16 protein-coding genes are annotated in these 14,489 nt (G+C 67.2%); 12 read left to right on the forward strand and 4 right to left on the reverse strand.

Annotated elements, in window-relative coordinates:
* The first annotated feature begins 57 nt into the window (after positions 1–57).
* The 11 genes from RIF23_RS01910 to RIF23_RS01960 all read left to right on the forward strand — a co-directional run bounded on the left by RIF23_RS01910 (position 58) and on the right by RIF23_RS01960 (position 9,991).
* Entirely contained in the window at positions 58–1,047 is a 990-nt protein-coding gene (locus RIF23_RS01910) for an ATP-binding cassette domain-containing protein (RefSeq protein ID WP_310910561.1), read from the forward strand.
* Positions 1,047–1,895: an ABC transporter permease gene (locus tag RIF23_RS01915; protein WP_310910562.1), complete on the forward strand. Its 849-nt coding sequence runs from the start codon at positions 1,047–1,049 to the stop codon at positions 1,893–1,895. Before RIF23_RS01910 ends, RIF23_RS01915 begins: the two co-directional genes overlap by 1 nt.
* Positions 1,896–2,125: 230 nt before the next feature.
* Entirely contained in the window at positions 2,126–2,398 is a 273-nt protein-coding gene (locus RIF23_RS01920; protein WP_310910563.1) for a hypothetical protein, read from the forward strand.
* Between the two features lie 97 nt (positions 2,399–2,495).
* Positions 2,496–2,882: a transposase family protein gene (locus RIF23_RS01925; protein ID WP_310910564.1), complete on the forward strand. Its 387-nt coding sequence runs from the start codon at positions 2,496–2,498 to the stop codon at positions 2,880–2,882.
* Positions 2,883–3,150: 268 nt separating this feature from the next.
* Positions 3,151–3,486, forward strand: a complete 336-nt coding sequence (gene fdxA / locus RIF23_RS01930) for a ferredoxin (RefSeq protein WP_310910565.1) — start codon at positions 3,151–3,153, stop codon at positions 3,484–3,486.
* 65 nt (positions 3,487–3,551) lie between these two features.
* The gene (gene amrS / locus RIF23_RS01935) at positions 3,552–4,988 is read left to right on the forward strand and encodes an AmmeMemoRadiSam system radical SAM enzyme (RefSeq protein WP_310910566.1); all 1,437 of its coding nucleotides are present in this window, start codon (positions 3,552–3,554) and stop codon (positions 4,986–4,988) included.
* Positions 4,989–5,004: 16 nt separating this feature from the next.
* Positions 5,005–5,379, forward strand: a complete 375-nt coding sequence (locus RIF23_RS01940; RefSeq protein ID WP_310910567.1) for a cupin domain-containing protein — start codon at positions 5,005–5,007, stop codon at positions 5,377–5,379.
* A gap of 68 nt (positions 5,380–5,447) precedes the next feature.
* Entirely contained in the window at positions 5,448–6,539 is a 1,092-nt protein-coding gene (locus RIF23_RS01945) for a pyridoxal-phosphate-dependent aminotransferase family protein (protein WP_310910568.1), read from the forward strand.
* 8 nt (positions 6,540–6,547) lie between these two features.
* Positions 6,548–7,501, forward strand: a complete 954-nt coding sequence (locus tag RIF23_RS01950) for a quinone oxidoreductase family protein (protein WP_310910569.1) — start codon at positions 6,548–6,550, stop codon at positions 7,499–7,501.
* 46 nt (positions 7,502–7,547) lie between these two features.
* Positions 7,548–8,174 carry a LysE family transporter gene (locus tag RIF23_RS01955; protein WP_310910570.1) on the forward strand — a complete coding sequence of 209 codons (627 nt, stop codon included), beginning with the start codon at positions 7,548–7,550 and terminating at the stop codon, positions 8,172–8,174.
* 773 nt (positions 8,175–8,947) lie between these two features.
* Positions 8,948–9,991, forward strand: coding sequence for an Rv2578c family radical SAM protein (locus RIF23_RS01960; protein ID WP_310910571.1), 1,044 nt, complete (start codon positions 8,948–8,950; stop codon positions 9,989–9,991).
* 17 nt (positions 9,992–10,008) lie between these two features.
* Here the strand turns inward: RIF23_RS01960 and RIF23_RS01965 are convergent, their stop codons facing one another.
* Positions 10,009–10,743, reverse strand: a complete 735-nt coding sequence (locus RIF23_RS01965; protein WP_310910572.1) for a uracil-DNA glycosylase — start codon at positions 10,741–10,743, stop codon at positions 10,009–10,011.
* Between the two features lie 276 nt (positions 10,744–11,019).
* Between RIF23_RS01965 and RIF23_RS01970 the strand changes: the two genes are divergently transcribed.
* A complete protein-coding gene (locus RIF23_RS01970; RefSeq protein ID WP_310910573.1) occupies positions 11,020–12,303 on the forward strand; it encodes an MFS transporter in 1,284 nt (427 codons plus the stop codon).
* Here RIF23_RS01970 and RIF23_RS01975 read toward each other — a convergent pair.
* The 3 genes from RIF23_RS01975 to RIF23_RS01985 all read right to left on the reverse strand — a co-directional run bounded on the left by RIF23_RS01975 (position 12,300) and on the right by RIF23_RS01985 (position 14,343).
* Positions 12,300–12,791: a TetR/AcrR family transcriptional regulator gene (locus tag RIF23_RS01975; protein WP_310910574.1), complete on the reverse strand. Its 492-nt coding sequence runs from the start codon at positions 12,789–12,791 to the stop codon at positions 12,300–12,302. The two genes, RIF23_RS01970 and RIF23_RS01975, sit on opposite strands and share 4 nt — an antisense overlap.
* 288 nt (positions 12,792–13,079) lie before the next feature.
* Positions 13,080–13,817, reverse strand: coding sequence for a VOC family protein (locus tag RIF23_RS01980; protein ID WP_310910575.1), 738 nt, complete (start codon positions 13,815–13,817; stop codon positions 13,080–13,082).
* Positions 13,818–14,097: 280 nt separating this feature from the next.
* Positions 14,098–14,343, reverse strand: coding sequence for a FitA-like ribbon-helix-helix domain-containing protein (locus RIF23_RS01985; protein WP_310910576.1), 246 nt, complete (start codon positions 14,341–14,343; stop codon positions 14,098–14,100).
* Positions 14,344–14,489: the final 146 nt, after the last annotated feature.

Below are 14,489 nucleotides of genomic sequence, written 5' to 3' on the forward strand. Positions count from 1 at the left end.
CCTGGTCGGTACCAGCACCACTAGGATTCGTACACACGATCGACAGAGGACGTAACTATGACGCTACGCGACCAGGACGCGGCCATCCAGGCCGAAGGTCTGGTGAAGGTTTTCGGGAGGACCCGCGCGGTGGACGGGCTAAACCTGACCGTGCCCCCTGGACAGGTCTATGGGGTGCTGGGCCCTAACGGCGCCGGCAAGACCACCGCGGTGAAGATGCTGGCCACCCTCCTTCAGATGGATGGTGGCCAGGCCAGGGTGATGGGCCTCGACGTGCGCAGCCAAGCCGACGCAGTGCGCGACAAGGTGAGCCTGACCGGGCAGTTCGCCTCCGTCGACGAGGACCTGACCGGCCTGGAAAACCTGATCCTGATCGGCCGGCTCGTCGGCTACCCCAAGCCGGCCGCCCGTCGACGGGCAGACCTGCTGCTGGAGGCCTTCGGCCTCGAGGACGCGGCCGATCGGCAGGCCAAGAACTACTCCGGCGGCATGCGGCGCCGCCTGGACATCGCCGCCAGCATCGTGCGTCCCCCAGAACTGATGTTCCTCGACGAGCCCACCACCGGACTGGACCCCCGCAGCCGCAACCAGGTGTGGGACATCATCCGGGTCATCGTTGCGCAGGGAACGACGGTACTGCTCACCACCCAGTACCTGGATGAGGCCGACCAGCTGGCTTCCCGCATCGCCGTCATCGACCACGGGCGGGTCATTGCCGAGGGCACCCCCGGTGAACTCAAATCCTCAGTGGGTGCGGGATCGGTGCGGCTACGCCTGCGTGATCCCGCACAGCGTGACCATGCCCGTGGCGTCCTGGCCGACGCTATGACGGCCGAGATCACTGCGGAATCCGATCCGCTCGCGCTCACGGCCCGCCTGACTGGCACCACCGACGGCGCCGAGCGCGCCGCGCGAGCCCTGACGGCACTGTCCCAGAACGGGATCGTTGTTGACGATTTCGCCCTGGGACAGCCCAGTCTCGACGAGGTCTTCCTCGCCCTGACCAACCACCCCGCCCACGAGGAGAGCGAGAAGGAGGCCGCCTGATGGCCGTGTCCACCACCAACTCCCCGGCCGCGACACCCAGCGCGACATCCCGGGACCTGCACACCGTGCTGGTTCCGCCCGAATGGCCCGATCGGCCTAGCCCCCTGGCCGCCACCGCGGCCTTCGGATGGCGGGCGATGCTCAAGATCAAACACGTGCCCGAGCAGCTGTTCGATGTCACCGCATTTCCGATCATGATGACGCTGATGTTCACCTACCTCTTCGGAGGTGCGATCGCCGGCGGCACCGGGGACTACATCCAGTTCCTCCTCCCCGGAATCATGGTGATGAGCGTCATCATGACCACCATGTACACCGGATCCTCGGTGAAGAACGACATCGACAAGGGCGTCTTCGACCGGTTCCGTACCCTGCCCATCTGGCGGCCCTCGCCGATGGTGGGCTACCTCCTGGGTGATCTGTTCCGCTACACCGCAGCCTCCGTGATCATCGTGGCCGTGGGGTTGATCTTGGGGTTCCGCCCCGATGGCGGCATCGTCGGTGTCGTCGCCGGAATACTGATGCTTCTTGCCGCGGCCTTCTCGATCTCCTGGATCTGGACCTCGGTGGGGCTGATCGCACGAACTGAGAAGTCGGTCATGGGCATCAGCATGATGATCCTGTTCCCACTGACCTTCCTGAGCAACGTGTTCGTGGATCCACGCACCATGCCCAGCTGGCTCCAGAACTTCGTGGACATGAACCCGATCACCCATCTCGTTACCGCGATCCGCTCGGTCATGGCGGGAGCACCCGACTACGGCGCGATCACCTGGGTTGCCGTGTTCTGCACCGCCGCGATCGTCGTCTTCGGCTCGACCACGATGTGGCTGTACAACCGCAAGTGAGCGTCCACGAAACACAACGACGACAACGGTGTTGGGACCTGTGTAGATCTCTCGGACCACTCATTGACGTGATCCCGGAGAATTTGAGCCGGTCACGGGGGTGCGAAGCGGGTGTTCGGTCGACCCGGGAGGAGTGTCCGTTCCCCTGACATAGGCGTGGAGCCCCGGGGAGGAGGCGAGGTGTCAAGCTCCGCTGGTCTACCGTGACCGGCTGCATGTGGGCACCGATCGTGCCATCCTCGACGTGCCCCGGGAAGCGGTTCGGTCCCGCTCCCGTCTCCTGGCCGCCGAGCGGCGACGCCACCAGCCCCGCCGTGCTCGCCCGCAACGCCGGGATCGGGCGCTGCCCCGCCGACCGCTACGTCGACGAGGGCACCGAGATCCTCGCCGACCAGGCCCCCGACCGGCACCAGGCCCGGGAGACCACCCGCGAGCACGGCACCGCCCCCTCATCCTGGACGGCATCGTCCTCCCCACCGACCGCTGCGCGGACACGACCCTGAGCGAGAACGGTGAGCAAATCGACCGGGGGCACCTCCCGCGTGCCGGGGCGGGTACTCCGGAAAGGCGCACACCCACGGCGCCAACCTCCACGGACTGATGGACCCCGCAGACTTTCCGCCGTTCCTCAGCGACGCCGAGCCCGGCTCCACCCACGACCTCACCGCGGCCCGCACCCACGTCCTGGGCGCGCTCTACGCCGCCGTCCGGGACCTGCCCACCCTCGCCGACCTGGGCCACCACCGGGCCGACATCGGCATCCTCATCCCGACCCCCCACCCGGCGAGCGACCGCCCCCTCGACCCCGACACCCGCACCGCCAACCGGCTACACCGCGGCCTGCGCTGCCTGGGCGAACGCGGCGTCGCCCTACTCACCCAACGCTGGCGCCTGCTCCAACACGTCCACGCCAGCCCCAGCACAATCGGCACCATCGCCAAAGCCGCCCTCGTCCGCACCCACGTCGAACACCAGCGGCTCACATAGAAAACACTGGGATCACCTCATTGGGTCCTGGACTCCGCGCCTCTGCAAGGGAACAAGATCCCGACTCGGAAGTTCACCAGAAGGAAAAAACATATAAAGAAAAACAGGACGCAGCGAACTCCTGCAACACAAGAGAATCCAGTCCCATTGGTTTCGGATTGAAAATTTCTCCGCGAAGAGGTGTTGACCACGGAAATCCTCCACTCTAGACTGGCCTTCTTGCGATCGCCCGGCGTGAGGTAAATGATCTTCTTCTCGGAAGTGGGGAATGGTATACGTCATCGCTGAACCCTGTGTCGATATCAAGGACAAGTCCTGTCTCGATGTCTTCCCGGTCGACTGCATATATGAGGGTGGGCGCAGCCTCTACATACATCCCGACGAGTGCATCGACTGCACAGCTTGTGAGCCAGTCTGTCCGGTGGAAGTCATTTATGAGGAAACGGAACTGTCCGATGAATGGCAAGCGTACTCTCAGATCAACGCGGAGTTCTTCGGTGAGGTGAACTCTCTGGAAATCCCGGGAAGAGCGGACAACTTCAAGCGCTCGCTCGCCGATCACCCACTTGTGTCGGTGCTGCCGAGGAACGAACAGATCCCCTGAGCGCAGGAACGCACGGAGGCACCACCGGCTCCTCGGATAACCCATCAACCAGGCAGGAGCACACGATGGCGAAGAAGAAATGGCAGGAGCACGGATACCCGGCCCAACTGGCGGAACAGTTAGAGGACAAGGTGGTGAGGTGCCACCTCAGCCCCAGGAACTGCAAGATCAGACCCGGGCAACACGGCTTCTGCATGGTCCGCGCCAACCGGGACGGTGAACTGGTCAGCCTGAACTACGGGCGTTCGGTCCACGCCACCGAGGAAACCATCGAGACCGAAGCGGTCTTCCACTACGAGCCGGGCGCGCGCATCCTTTCCATGGGGAACATCGGATGCATGCTCAACTGCGATTACTGCCACAACTGGAAGACGTCTCAGGCGCGTTTCGTGGAGGATAAGGACGTCTTCCACTACACCCCCGAAGAGGTGGTGGATATCGCCGAGCGCCATGGCATCCAGGTTATCTCCTGGACCTACAATGACCCGGTCGTCTGGCACGAGTTCGTCACAGAGACCGCTCGCCTCGCCAAAAGCAGGGGAATCATCAACCTGTACAAGTCGGCCTTCTTTATCTCACCGGAAGCCGTCGAGGAACTTATCCCGGTGATCGACATCTTCTCGGTGTCGATCAAATCGATGGATCCGAAGTATTATCGGAAGATCACCAAGGGGTGGATCGAACCGGTGCTCGAAGCGACGGAGCAGGTCTACCGAGCGGGACGTCACGTCGAGGTCTCCACACTGATGGTGACGGACCTGAGCGACAGCGAGCAGAACGCCAGAGACATGGCCAGGTTCGTCGGTGAATGCCTCGGCCCGGAGGTTCCCACCCACTTCGTGAGGTTCCACCCCGACTACAAGATGACGGACACCATCCGCACGCCAGTAGAACGGCTGGAGCACGCACGTCGCGTGTCCCTGGACATGGGCTTGGAGCACGTCTACCTCGGCAATGTCTACGACACCGAATCCACCAACACCTGGTGTCGCGGCTGTGGTCTGCTCCAGATCACTCGATATGGCCTAAACGCGCAATTGGTCGGAGTCACGCCGGACGGCAGGTGCTCGGGGTGCGGACTCGACGCGCACATCAAGCGCGTACCGAATCCCGTGGCGGCCCAGGCCACGTTGGATGAACTCCCCGCGCATGAAACCTATGACTTGGCCCACTTCGACTGGCACGGGGACATCCGCGCCGTCCACGTCCAGGTGGAGAACACCAGCGACAGGCCGCAGGAAGTGTTCCATCGCCGTGTCCGCAGGGACAACCCAAACACAGGATGGACAAGGATCGCGCTGGAGCCGCAGGAGAGCTACCGGTTCATCAGCGCGGAGTCCTTCAACGACGAGATCGGGGTGGTCGTCGCGGTCCCCAACGGATGTACCTCCAGTCTCCACCAGGTCTTCGATCGCGCCCATTTTCCCACCACCGAGGCGGCAGCCGGAACTCAGAATGCCGACATCACTCCCCTTCCCCTCTACGTCCGCCCCACCCGATAGGCCAAGGAGTATGTCCATGACCCAGCACGCGTCCCCCCGAACCAACGACGTGGTCATTGTTGCCTCGGCCGATGTCGAGCCGCGCACCGCGTTCCCGGACCTGGCCCGCAGGGTCCTCGCTCACAACGACAAGCTCATGCTCGTCGAGCACGTGATGGAAAAGGGATCGGTCTTTCCCCGTCACAGCCACCCGCACGAACAGCTTGCCTACCTGGTCTCAGGGCACATCCGCGTCGTTGCCGGAGACCAGACCTTCGAAGCCGGTCCCGGAGACAGTTTCGTCGTCAAGGGAGGCGTGGAACACCAGGTGTGGGCTCTGGAGAAGTCCGTGGCGCTCGACATCTTCACTCCCTACCGGGAGGACTACGTGGAGTGGGCGAGCGACGAGTGAGGGACGTTTCGAGCACCGTTACCCCTTCCGGCGACGCCGGCCCGAGTCCCCGTCCTGACCCTTTGCCCATGGTGGTAGGCCCCACTCGGCCCCACCCCTCGGTACTACGTCGTCTGGCGCAGGCTGCGGACCCCATCGACGCGCCGGCCTCCGTGCAGGACCTGCAACGGGCACTGCTGCTGACTAGGCAGCTCCTCGACGCTCCCGCAGCCGTCCCCTTTGTACTCCCCGGGACGGGAACGGCGGGGATGGAGAGCGTGGCCGCCAGCCTCCTCGCACCGCAGACGCCCGTGCTGGTGGTGTCCACGGGGATGTGGGGAAACCGCTGGCGCGATATCTGCGTCAGACTCGGCCTTCCGACGCATGTGCACACCTCCGAGCCGGGATACCCACCCGATCCAAGAGAGATCGGTCGGCTTCTTGGGGCAGAGCAGTACCAGGCCTTGCTCATCACCCATGTCGATTCCAGCAGTGGCGTGCGGACCAAGATCGACAAGCTGGCCCAGGTCGCCGGGGAACACGGCGCGCTGGTACTGGTGGACGGGGTGTCCGCAGCCGGAGCGGAGTTCGTGTACCAAGAGGCATGGGGAGTGGACGCCTATCTCACCTCCACGCCCAAGGCATTGGGAGTCCCCGCAGGTCTCTACCTCGCCTCACTCGGGCCCCGGGCCGTGGACGTGCTCGACTCGCGAACGTGGACACCGCCACACTTCAGCCTTGACCTTCGCGATTGGCTCCCGGTGATGCGCGCCGCTTTGGAGGCACGCTTCGTCTACCATCAGACGCTCCCGGGAAACCTGATCGGCGCCCTGACTCGGGGGTTGGAACTGGTCATCCAGGAGGGGACCGAACGAGTGCATAGGCACAGGCGCCTGGCGCTGCGGCTGCGCTCGGCCCTGGAAACGGAAGGGTTGCGCAACTTCGTCGCCGCGGACGGCGACCGTGCCAACGGGGTGAGTGTCTACCGCGCTCCGCCCCACCTGGCCGCCGGAGAACTGCTCCGTGGTGCTGCCGAGCTCGGTGTGCTCCTTCAGGCGGGCACGCATCCGAGCGCGGCCGGGGAGACCTTTCGTCTCGGTCACCTCGGCAACGTCGACGAACAGGACATCGAACGGACCGTCGGCGTGCTCTGCCGGCTGCTCTCTCCCCCGAACCGTTGAGGAAGACCATGGCAGAGACCGTCCTCGCCGCACGCCTGACCGGCCCCGACCGTGTCCTTCGTGTCGAGGAAACCAAACAGGGATCTCCGGCGACCGAGGAAGTCGTGATCGACATGATGTACGCGTCGATCAACCCCTTGGACACCTACGTGCTCGCCGGTCAGGTGGCCAGTGATGCCCCCGTGCCCCGCACACTTGGTGTGGAAGGGGTTGGACGTCGGGGCGATGATCTGTTCGTAGTCCACGGCCACGGCGTTGGCCTGTCCCGTGACGGTACCTGGAGCCAGAAAGCCGTCGTCCCGAGCGGTTCGCTTGTCCGGGTACCCGAAGGCGTCGATCCGGCCCAGGCGGCCTGCGCGGCCGTGTGCGGCCGAACCGCGATCCGCGTAGTGTACGAACTCGCCGGAGTCACACCCGAAGACCGCGTCCTGGTTCTGGGGGCGACGGGGGGAGTGGGCACGGCCGCGACGTCGCTCGCCCTGAGCTCAGGAGCGACGGTCTGGGGCCAGACCGGTGACCCGAACAAGGCCGAAGCAGTGGCCGAGATAGGCGCCGAGACCGTGATCGCCCGCTCACCGGAAGAGCTGATCAGGGCCGTGATGGGGCTGGGAGTGACCGTGGTGCTCGACCCGCTCGGCGGAAGCTACACCGCGGCCGCGACCCAACTCTTGGCCCCCTACGGCACCCTCGTCATCTACGGAGCCTCATCCTCAGCGCAGACCGAGCTCGATGTGCGATCCTTCTACCGCAGGAACATCCGGGCGTTGGGCTACGGGGGCGTCATGGAAGGACATGATGAGGTCCGCTCCGGTATCGGCGACGCCTTGCGCGCACTAGTAGAGGGGAACATGCGAATCCCGGTGAGAGACCGGGTATCCCTGAGCGCGCTTCCCGCAGTGTTGGAGCCCGAGCGTCGACGGTCTGCTATCGGTAAGACCATCGTCGATGTAAGCCTCACCTGAGCATCGACGTCCACCTGTTCTCCTCCCTTGGAAAGGGATCGGAATCGTGACGACCACCTTGGTCACTGGCTTCGGCTTCGGATTCGTGGTCGCCGCCCAGGTCGGCCCGATCTGGCTGCTGTGCCTGCGCAGCGTTCTGCGCGGAGGTGTCGCGCTGGGGTTGGCCATCGGTGCGGGGGCGGCGCTGGTCGACGTCGGATACGCCCTCCTGGGCATCGCAGGAGTGGCCGCCTTGCTCACCACCTGGGAAGCCCTGGGAACGGCGGTCGGGATGCTCGGTGTGTTGGTCCTGGTAGTGCTGGCGTTGCGTGCCCTGCGTAGTGCCCTATCCCCTCCGACGGAGCAGCAGGACAATCGCGAACTCACCTCGCCCCGGGCAGCGTTTGTGGTGGGGCTGGCCGCGACGGCGAGCAATCCGCTGACGATCCTGGCCTGGGCGGCGGTCTTCGCCGCCCTCTCCTCGGCCACATCCGACATGGGTTCCCTCACCCCATGGACCATGCTGGTGGGTGTGGGCGCGGGGACCTTCACCTGGTTCGCGCTGCTGTCCCTGGCCGCGTCCGTGTTGGGACGCTTTACTGGCCCCCGCTTTCATCGCGGGGTGGACATGGCGGCGGCGATCGGGCTTTCGCTGTTCGCCGTCGTCCTGGCTTGGCGGGTCCTGGCTTCATGACATCGCGCCTTAGCTGACAAGAACAGGCGCGCCCCACCTGTCGTCTGGCCGGGGATGCGCTGTTCGGTCCGCCCACTCACACACCAACGCTTGAGCTGCCGGACCGGTGAAGCGCTAAGCCATCGCCACGCTCCTTCCTCATCCTCGGGCTTCCTCAGGCGGCCAGGTCCATGACGGTGAAGTCGATCTCGTCCAGGGCTCAGTCGTAGTAGCGCTGCCCTTTCGCGCCAGCCCCCGTCGAGAGCATCTGCCATGCCCGGTGGGGGACGCGGCGGGCCTCCTCATCGGTGCGTAGCCAACCGGCGGGCGTGCTGAAGCGGTGGTCGCAGGAAACGGCCAGCACGTAATCGATACCGCGTTCTTCGAGTTCTTGGCGCAGGTGGGGGCTGGTTCCTTATACCTCGTCGCGACTCACTCACCCAGTCCACTCCACGGCCCGCGTCGAGGGCACGGGCGATCATCCGTACGCTCAGGTGGGGCTTGGCCGCGAATGCGACGTGGTCGCCGATGCCGGTCCAGTTCCGCCTTGTCCTCGCGGGTCACCCCCCAACGCTGCCCGGCATCAACCTGATCCTGGGCGATCCAGTTCCGGCCAAACTCTTACCTTGCGCTACCTACGGGGCCAGCCATGTCTCTCTGTTTGCGCTGGCCACATCCACGCAGCGCGGTGCATGAGAGCAACGACGTGACGGACACCGTTGCAGCCTCCCGGGTGGTCGAACATATGTTCTACAGTGGGTGGTGTTGGCGAACCCGCGCGGTAGGGGGCACGCATGCGCTGGCAGAACCTGCGGCTGGACGATGGAACGAACCAGCCCGTGTTGATCGAACGGGGTGCGGTCACTCGGACCTTCGACACCCCCGGTTTTCGTGGGATCACCTTCCACGAGGTGCAGGCCCGATCCCTCATCAACGAGGTTCCCGGGGCCTCCCGTGTGCCGTTCCGATACACGATCAACCCCTACCGGGGCTGTAGCCACGGCTGTGTGGGCTGCTTCGCCCGCAACACCCACACCTACCTCAACCTGGATTCCGGGCAGGACTTCAACTCCCAGGTCGTAGTGAAGGTCAATGCCCCCGACCTGGTGCGTCGCGAGCTCGCGCGGCCCCAGTGGCGGCGCGACCGCGCAGGCGCGGCGATCGCCATGGGCACCAACGTGGACTGTTACCAACGCGCTGAGGGCCGCTACCGGCTCATGCCCGGAATCATCGCCGCGCTACGCGACGAGCGTCACCCCTTCTCGATCCTCACCCGCGGCCCGCTGCTGCTGCGGGACCTGGAACTACTCGGGGATGCCGCGCAACATGTTGAGGTAAGCCTGGCGGTCTCGGTGCCGTTCGTGGACCGTGATCTCGCGCGGTCCTTCGAACCGGGGGCCGCCAGCCCACCGGCGCGCCTGCGAATCTGCTCCCGGCTGGAGCAGGCCGGGCTGGGCTGCGCGGTACTGATGGCGCCGATCCTGCCGTTCCTCAGCGACTCACCCCGGCAGCTGGAGGCCACCGTGGCCCAGCTCGCCGCGGCCGGGGCGCGAAGCATCACCCCGATCGTGCTGCACCTGCGGCCCGGGGCTCGGGAATGGTACTTCACCTGGCTACGCCAGCACCATCCGGACCTGGTGGGTCGCTACGAGGAGCTGTACCGGGGTGGGGCCTACGCCCCGAAGAGCTACCAGCGCCGGATCACCGAGCAGGTACGCGAGCTCGCCGAACGCTACGGGGTCACCCGGCGCACCGCCGACGCGCATCGCAGAGTGGGCACCGAGGAAGCTGCGACCGCCCCGGCTGCGGCTAGGCCCACACAGCTGAGCCTCTTGTGAGCCCGCCGGGTGTGCGTTCAGGCCAGCTCCGCGCTGGCCTTGGCCTCGGCCAGCACCGTGCGCAGCATCGCCGGGGTAAGCGTCCCGGTCTGGGTGTTGCGCTGGCTGACGTGGTAACAGCCGTGCAGCACGAGGGGAGTAGCGACGTCGCGAGATGGAAGTGCAACGCGGGTGCCGTGTGCGAACCGCGGGCGGGGCCGGGGAAGCTGCCAGCCGGCCTGGTCAAGGGCGGGCAACAGGGCCTGCCATCCGTAGCCGCCTAGCACCACGATCGCCCGCAACGTGGGGGTGAGCAGCTGGAGCTCGCGCACCAGCCACGGGCGGCAGGTGTCCCGCTCGGTTGGGGTGGGGCGGTTGGCTGGGGGAGCGCAGTGCACCGGTGCGGTGACGCGGGTGGCGTGCAACTTCAGACCGTCACCCGCCCAGGTTGCCGTGGCCTGGGTGGCGAGTCCCACGTCGTACAGCGCCTGGTAGAGCACGTCACCGGAGCGGTCCCCGGTGAACATGCGCCCGGTGCGGTTGGCCCCGTGCGCGGCCGGTGCCAGGCCAACGATGGCGATGCGTGCGTCGGCGGGTCCGAAGCCGGGCACGGCGCGGCCCCAGTAGGTCTGTTCGGCGAACGCGGCGCGTTTGGTGCGCGCCACCTCCTCGCGCCAGTCCACCAGCCGCGGGCAGGCCCGGCACTCGCAGATGCGATCGTCCAGGGCGGCCAGCGTGGCGGCCTCAGGCGCGGCAGCTATGGGCAGCGACATACTTCCAGTATCGGCGCTGTGGCGGGTCGGCTGTCGTGCCGCCTCGTGGGAGCGACATCACCGCGGTGCTGTGCGCCGCCGTGGCTGTGAGTCGCCTACCGGAAGCGTTACTGGTTTGTACTGGGTTGCGTCGCTCCGGTGGAGCGCAGTCGCCTACTCTGTTCCAGTCGCAGCGGGGCCCTGCTGGACGAGGGCATGATCGACCGGCGGTGCCAGGGCCTGCCCGTTGCCGCCTGACCCCGAACCCCACCGCGGCACACGACGAAAGCCGAGGCCATGACCGCCACCCCCGCAGCGCCCGTCGCTGATCCCCCCGCGCATCCCGCCCAGCGGCGCATCCTTACCGTGCTGGTCGCCGCCCAGGTGCTCAGCGGCGCCGGATTGGCCGCGGGTATCACCGTGGGTGCCCTGCTCGCCCAGGACATGCTGGGCGCGACCAGCCTGGCCGGCCTGCCCAGCGCCCTGTTCACGATCGGCTCGGCGGCCGCCGCAGTTGCGGTGGGACGCCTCTCCCAGCACCGGGGGCGACGCAGCGGCCTGGCCGCCGGCTATGCCGTCGGTGCGGCGGGCGCCCTGGGCGTGGTGGCCGCCGCGGTCCTGGACAGCCCGGTACTGCTGTTCAGTGCACTGTTCGTCTACGGCGCCGGTACGGCCACCAACCTCCAGGCCCGCTACGCCGGCGCGGACTTGGCCGCGCCCGCACGCCGTGGCCAGGCGGTGAGTACGGTGCTGGTGGCTACCACCCTCGGCGCCGTCGCCGGCCCCAACCTCGTCGAGCCTCTGGGGCGTCTGGCCACCGCGGTGGGCGTTCCACCGCTGGCCGGCCCCTTCCTACTGGCGGCGCTCGCCTACGGCACTGCCGCCGGGGTGCTGTGGCTGTTCCTGCACCCCGACCCACTGGTCACCGCACGGGCCCAGGCGAGTGCGCAGGCCAACCAGGACAGCCCCGAGTCCGCCGCGGGCTCGCTTTCCGGCGGGGCACGGAGCGCACTGCTGCTGGGCGCCCTGGTGATGGTCCTGGTCCAGCTGGTCATGGTCGCGGTCATGACCATGACTCCCGTGCACATGCAGCACCACGGGCACAGTGTCGGCGCTGCGGGCTTCGTCATCGCCGTGCACGTGGGCGCAATGTACCTGCCCTCGCCCCTGTCCGGCTTCCTCGTGGACCGCTGGGGCCCGGCGCCGGTCGTCGTCGCATCGGGGATCACACTGCTGGCGGCGGGACTGCTGGCCGGCCTCGGCCCCGCAGAGTCCGGCGGGGTGCTCGCGCTGGCACTGGGCCTACTGGGCCTGGGCTGGAGCCTCGGCCTCGTGGCGGGCACCGCCATGGTCACCAATGCGGCGCCCCTGGCTACGCGGGCCAAGACGCAGGGGGTCGTGGACGTCGCGGTCGCGGTGGCCGGCGCCGGGGGCGGGCTGGCCTCGGGCCTGGTGGTGGCCTCGACCAGCTTCACGGTCCTGTCCGTGGGCGGTGGGGTGCTGGCGCTGGGCCTTCTGCCGGCAGTGCTCCTCGCCGTGCGGCCGCGAACGGGTGACCACGCTACGGCGGCGGGTGACTAGAGGGAGGGACGGTCCGCCGCGAGCAGGGTCTGGGCGGTGCTGCGCGCGGTGTGCAGGCGCCGCGGGTCACCGTCGATGTTCCGCAGCGCAACCGTGCCCTCCAGCAGCAGGAACAGCTGCTCGGTAACGGGCGCCGGGTCGGCCAGCTCCGGGCGATCCGCGGCCACGAGTTCGGTGATCCGGTGCAGCACCTCGCTCTTGTGGTACTGGATGACGGCGGGTGCGGGGTGGTCGGCGGGAAGCTCGGCGTCCCCGTTGGGGAAGCCACACCCCCGGGAGAGGTCCAGGGCGGGATGGTCGACGTAGGCCTCGAACAGTGCCAGCGTGCGCGGTGGGGGAGCCGTGGCCAGCTGCTGTTTCATGTGCTGCCACCAGGTGGTGTGCCGGTCCCGCAGGTAGGCCACCACCAGCTCGTCCTTGGAGCCGAAGCAGTCGTAGAGGGTTTTCTTGGTCACCCCGGCGGCCGCGGCGATGGCCGCCACCCCCACGGCGTTGATGCCGTGGGGTAGAACAGGTCGGACGCGGCCGCCAGCAGCCGGCGTCCCGCCGGCGTACTGGACGCACGTTCCACTATGCTCGAAGTACACCCACCGGTCGGTGGCGCTCCCGGTGCGACGCCAGCGTCGCGCCCCAGCCGGCGCCACCGAAATCCCCGCCGGCCGTGGCACCGCGAGCGGCAGGCAGCGGCCGTACTGCGGAACTCCGTCGTGGCGCCGGACGGTGTCCCGGTCCCGGTGGCCGCCGCTGGGAAAACCGCGGGCCGGAACAACTCCGTGTCAGGCCGGGGTGAGGACGCAGAACTCGTTGCCCTCCGGGTCGGTGAGCACTATCCAGGGGACTTCGCCCTGGCCGAGGTCGAGGTCGGCGGCGCCAAGCTCGCGCAGCCGAGTTGTCTCCGCGGCCTGGTCGCCCCCCGGGTAGGGCCGCACGTCCAGGTGCACGCGGTTCTTCACGGTTTTCGTGTCGGGTGTACGGACGAACTCCAGGTACGGGCCGGTGCCCGCAGCGGAACGCAGCGTCGCATAGTCGTCGGTGACCTCGTGTACGGCCCAGTCCGTCGCCGCGCCCCAGAACCGGGCCATGACCCGCGGGTCCATACAGTCGGCCACCACCGCGGCGATCGGGCCAGTGTCCCGGTAGACCGCTCGGGGCTCCAGCACACAGAACTCGTTACCCTCCGGGTCGGCGAGCACGGTCCACGGAACGTCGCCCTGGCCCACGTCGACTGGCGTCGCACCGAGATCCCGCAGCCGCGCGACCGTCTCGGCCTGATGCCCGGCGGACGTCGTGGCGAGATCGACGTGGACCCGGTTCTTCACCGTCTTCGGTTCCGGAACGGCAATGACATCGATACAGACATGAACGGGGTCCGGATACGTGTCCCGGTCGGGCTGGACATTCGTCACGCCGGGTTCCTCGATGGCCGTTTCCCAACCGAGCGCCTGCGCCCAGAACCGTCCGACCTCGGCGTCATCCCGAGCGTTCATCGCAATCTGCACCAACCGCGTCGCCATGTCGCCAAGCCTATCCGCGGATGCGATACTGCTGCCTCGGTGCCAGACAGCGCGGTCGCTGCGGAGCGTCTGGCGCTCAGTCACTCTGCCACGGGTTGACGATCTCGATCCCTGTGTCCTGGAAGTCCCGGGTGTTGCGCGTGGCCAGGCGGGCGCCTTGCGCACGGCAGATTGCCGCAATCTGGGCGTCGGCGGACGTGCTGGGACGGCCCAGCTTTGAGTACAGCCTGCTGCGGATGCGCTTTGGCGAGCTCGGAAATGACGTTGATGTCCAGGACGATCATTCGTCAACGGCCGCCGGGCGGGGCTGTTTCGTACGCATCGGGAGGTCCAACTTCATGCCGTCCAGTGCCGCGAACCGAACGTGGATGCGGCTGCCCACCCCCAGTCTGGGTGGTGACTCTGCCAGCTGATCCTTCAGAATCGCTCGCACCTCGGCCTCCATGGAGCGGCCGTGCTGCGCCGCCCGGACCCGGAGTCGGTCCCGAAGCTGGTCGTCGAGCCCGCGGATCGTCAGTGTGGCCATGGTACTCCCTCCCGATCGCCCGCAGTCCTGCTGGCGATGCATGCACTGCAAGCGTGCCATGTGGGTGGCGAGTTCCCAGCCGGACATCCTGCGTTGCCCGGCGGGACCGTCTCGTCAAGGAAGCCGTGCCCCACGGTCAGGCATGG

This window comes from Lipingzhangella rawalii, assembly GCF_031628175.1.
In the GTDB taxonomy this organism is placed as follows: domain Bacteria; phylum Actinomycetota; class Actinomycetes; order Streptosporangiales; family Streptosporangiaceae; genus Lipingzhangella_A; species Lipingzhangella_A rawalii.

Excerpts from the sequence above, each read along its gene's own strand:
- fdxA (WP_310910565.1), top strand. The coding sequence starts at position 3,151 with ATGGTATACGTCATCGCTGAACCCTGTGTCGATATCAAGGACAAGTCC.
- RIF23_RS01985 (WP_310910576.1), bottom strand. The coding sequence starts at position 14,343 with ATGGCCACACTGACGATCCGCGGGCTCGACGACCAGCTTCGGGACCGA.
- RIF23_RS01925 (WP_310910564.1), top strand. The coding sequence starts at position 2,496 with ATGGACCCCGCAGACTTTCCGCCGTTCCTCAGCGACGCCGAGCCCGGC.
- RIF23_RS01965 (WP_310910572.1), bottom strand. The coding sequence starts at position 10,743 with ATGTCGCTGCCCATAGCTGCCGCGCCTGAGGCCGCCACGCTGGCCGCC.
- RIF23_RS01940 (WP_310910567.1), top strand. The coding sequence starts at position 5,005 with ATGACCCAGCACGCGTCCCCCCGAACCAACGACGTGGTCATTGTTGCC.
- RIF23_RS01980 (WP_310910575.1), bottom strand. The coding sequence starts at position 13,817 with ATGGCGACGCGGTTGGTGCAGATTGCGATGAACGCTCGGGATGACGCC.
- RIF23_RS01950 (WP_310910569.1), top strand. The coding sequence starts at position 6,548 with ATGGCAGAGACCGTCCTCGCCGCACGCCTGACCGGCCCCGACCGTGTC.
- RIF23_RS01970 (WP_310910573.1), top strand. The coding sequence starts at position 11,020 with ATGACCGCCACCCCCGCAGCGCCCGTCGCTGATCCCCCCGCGCATCCC.
- amrS (WP_310910566.1), top strand. The coding sequence starts at position 3,552 with ATGGCGAAGAAGAAATGGCAGGAGCACGGATACCCGGCCCAACTGGCG.
- RIF23_RS01945 (WP_310910568.1), top strand. The coding sequence starts at position 5,448 with ATGGTGGTAGGCCCCACTCGGCCCCACCCCTCGGTACTACGTCGTCTG.
- RIF23_RS01915 (WP_310910562.1), top strand. The coding sequence starts at position 1,047 with ATGGCCGTGTCCACCACCAACTCCCCGGCCGCGACACCCAGCGCGACA.
- RIF23_RS01960 (WP_310910571.1), top strand. The coding sequence starts at position 8,948 with ATGCGCTGGCAGAACCTGCGGCTGGACGATGGAACGAACCAGCCCGTG.
- RIF23_RS01910 (WP_310910561.1), top strand. The coding sequence starts at position 58 with ATGACGCTACGCGACCAGGACGCGGCCATCCAGGCCGAAGGTCTGGTG.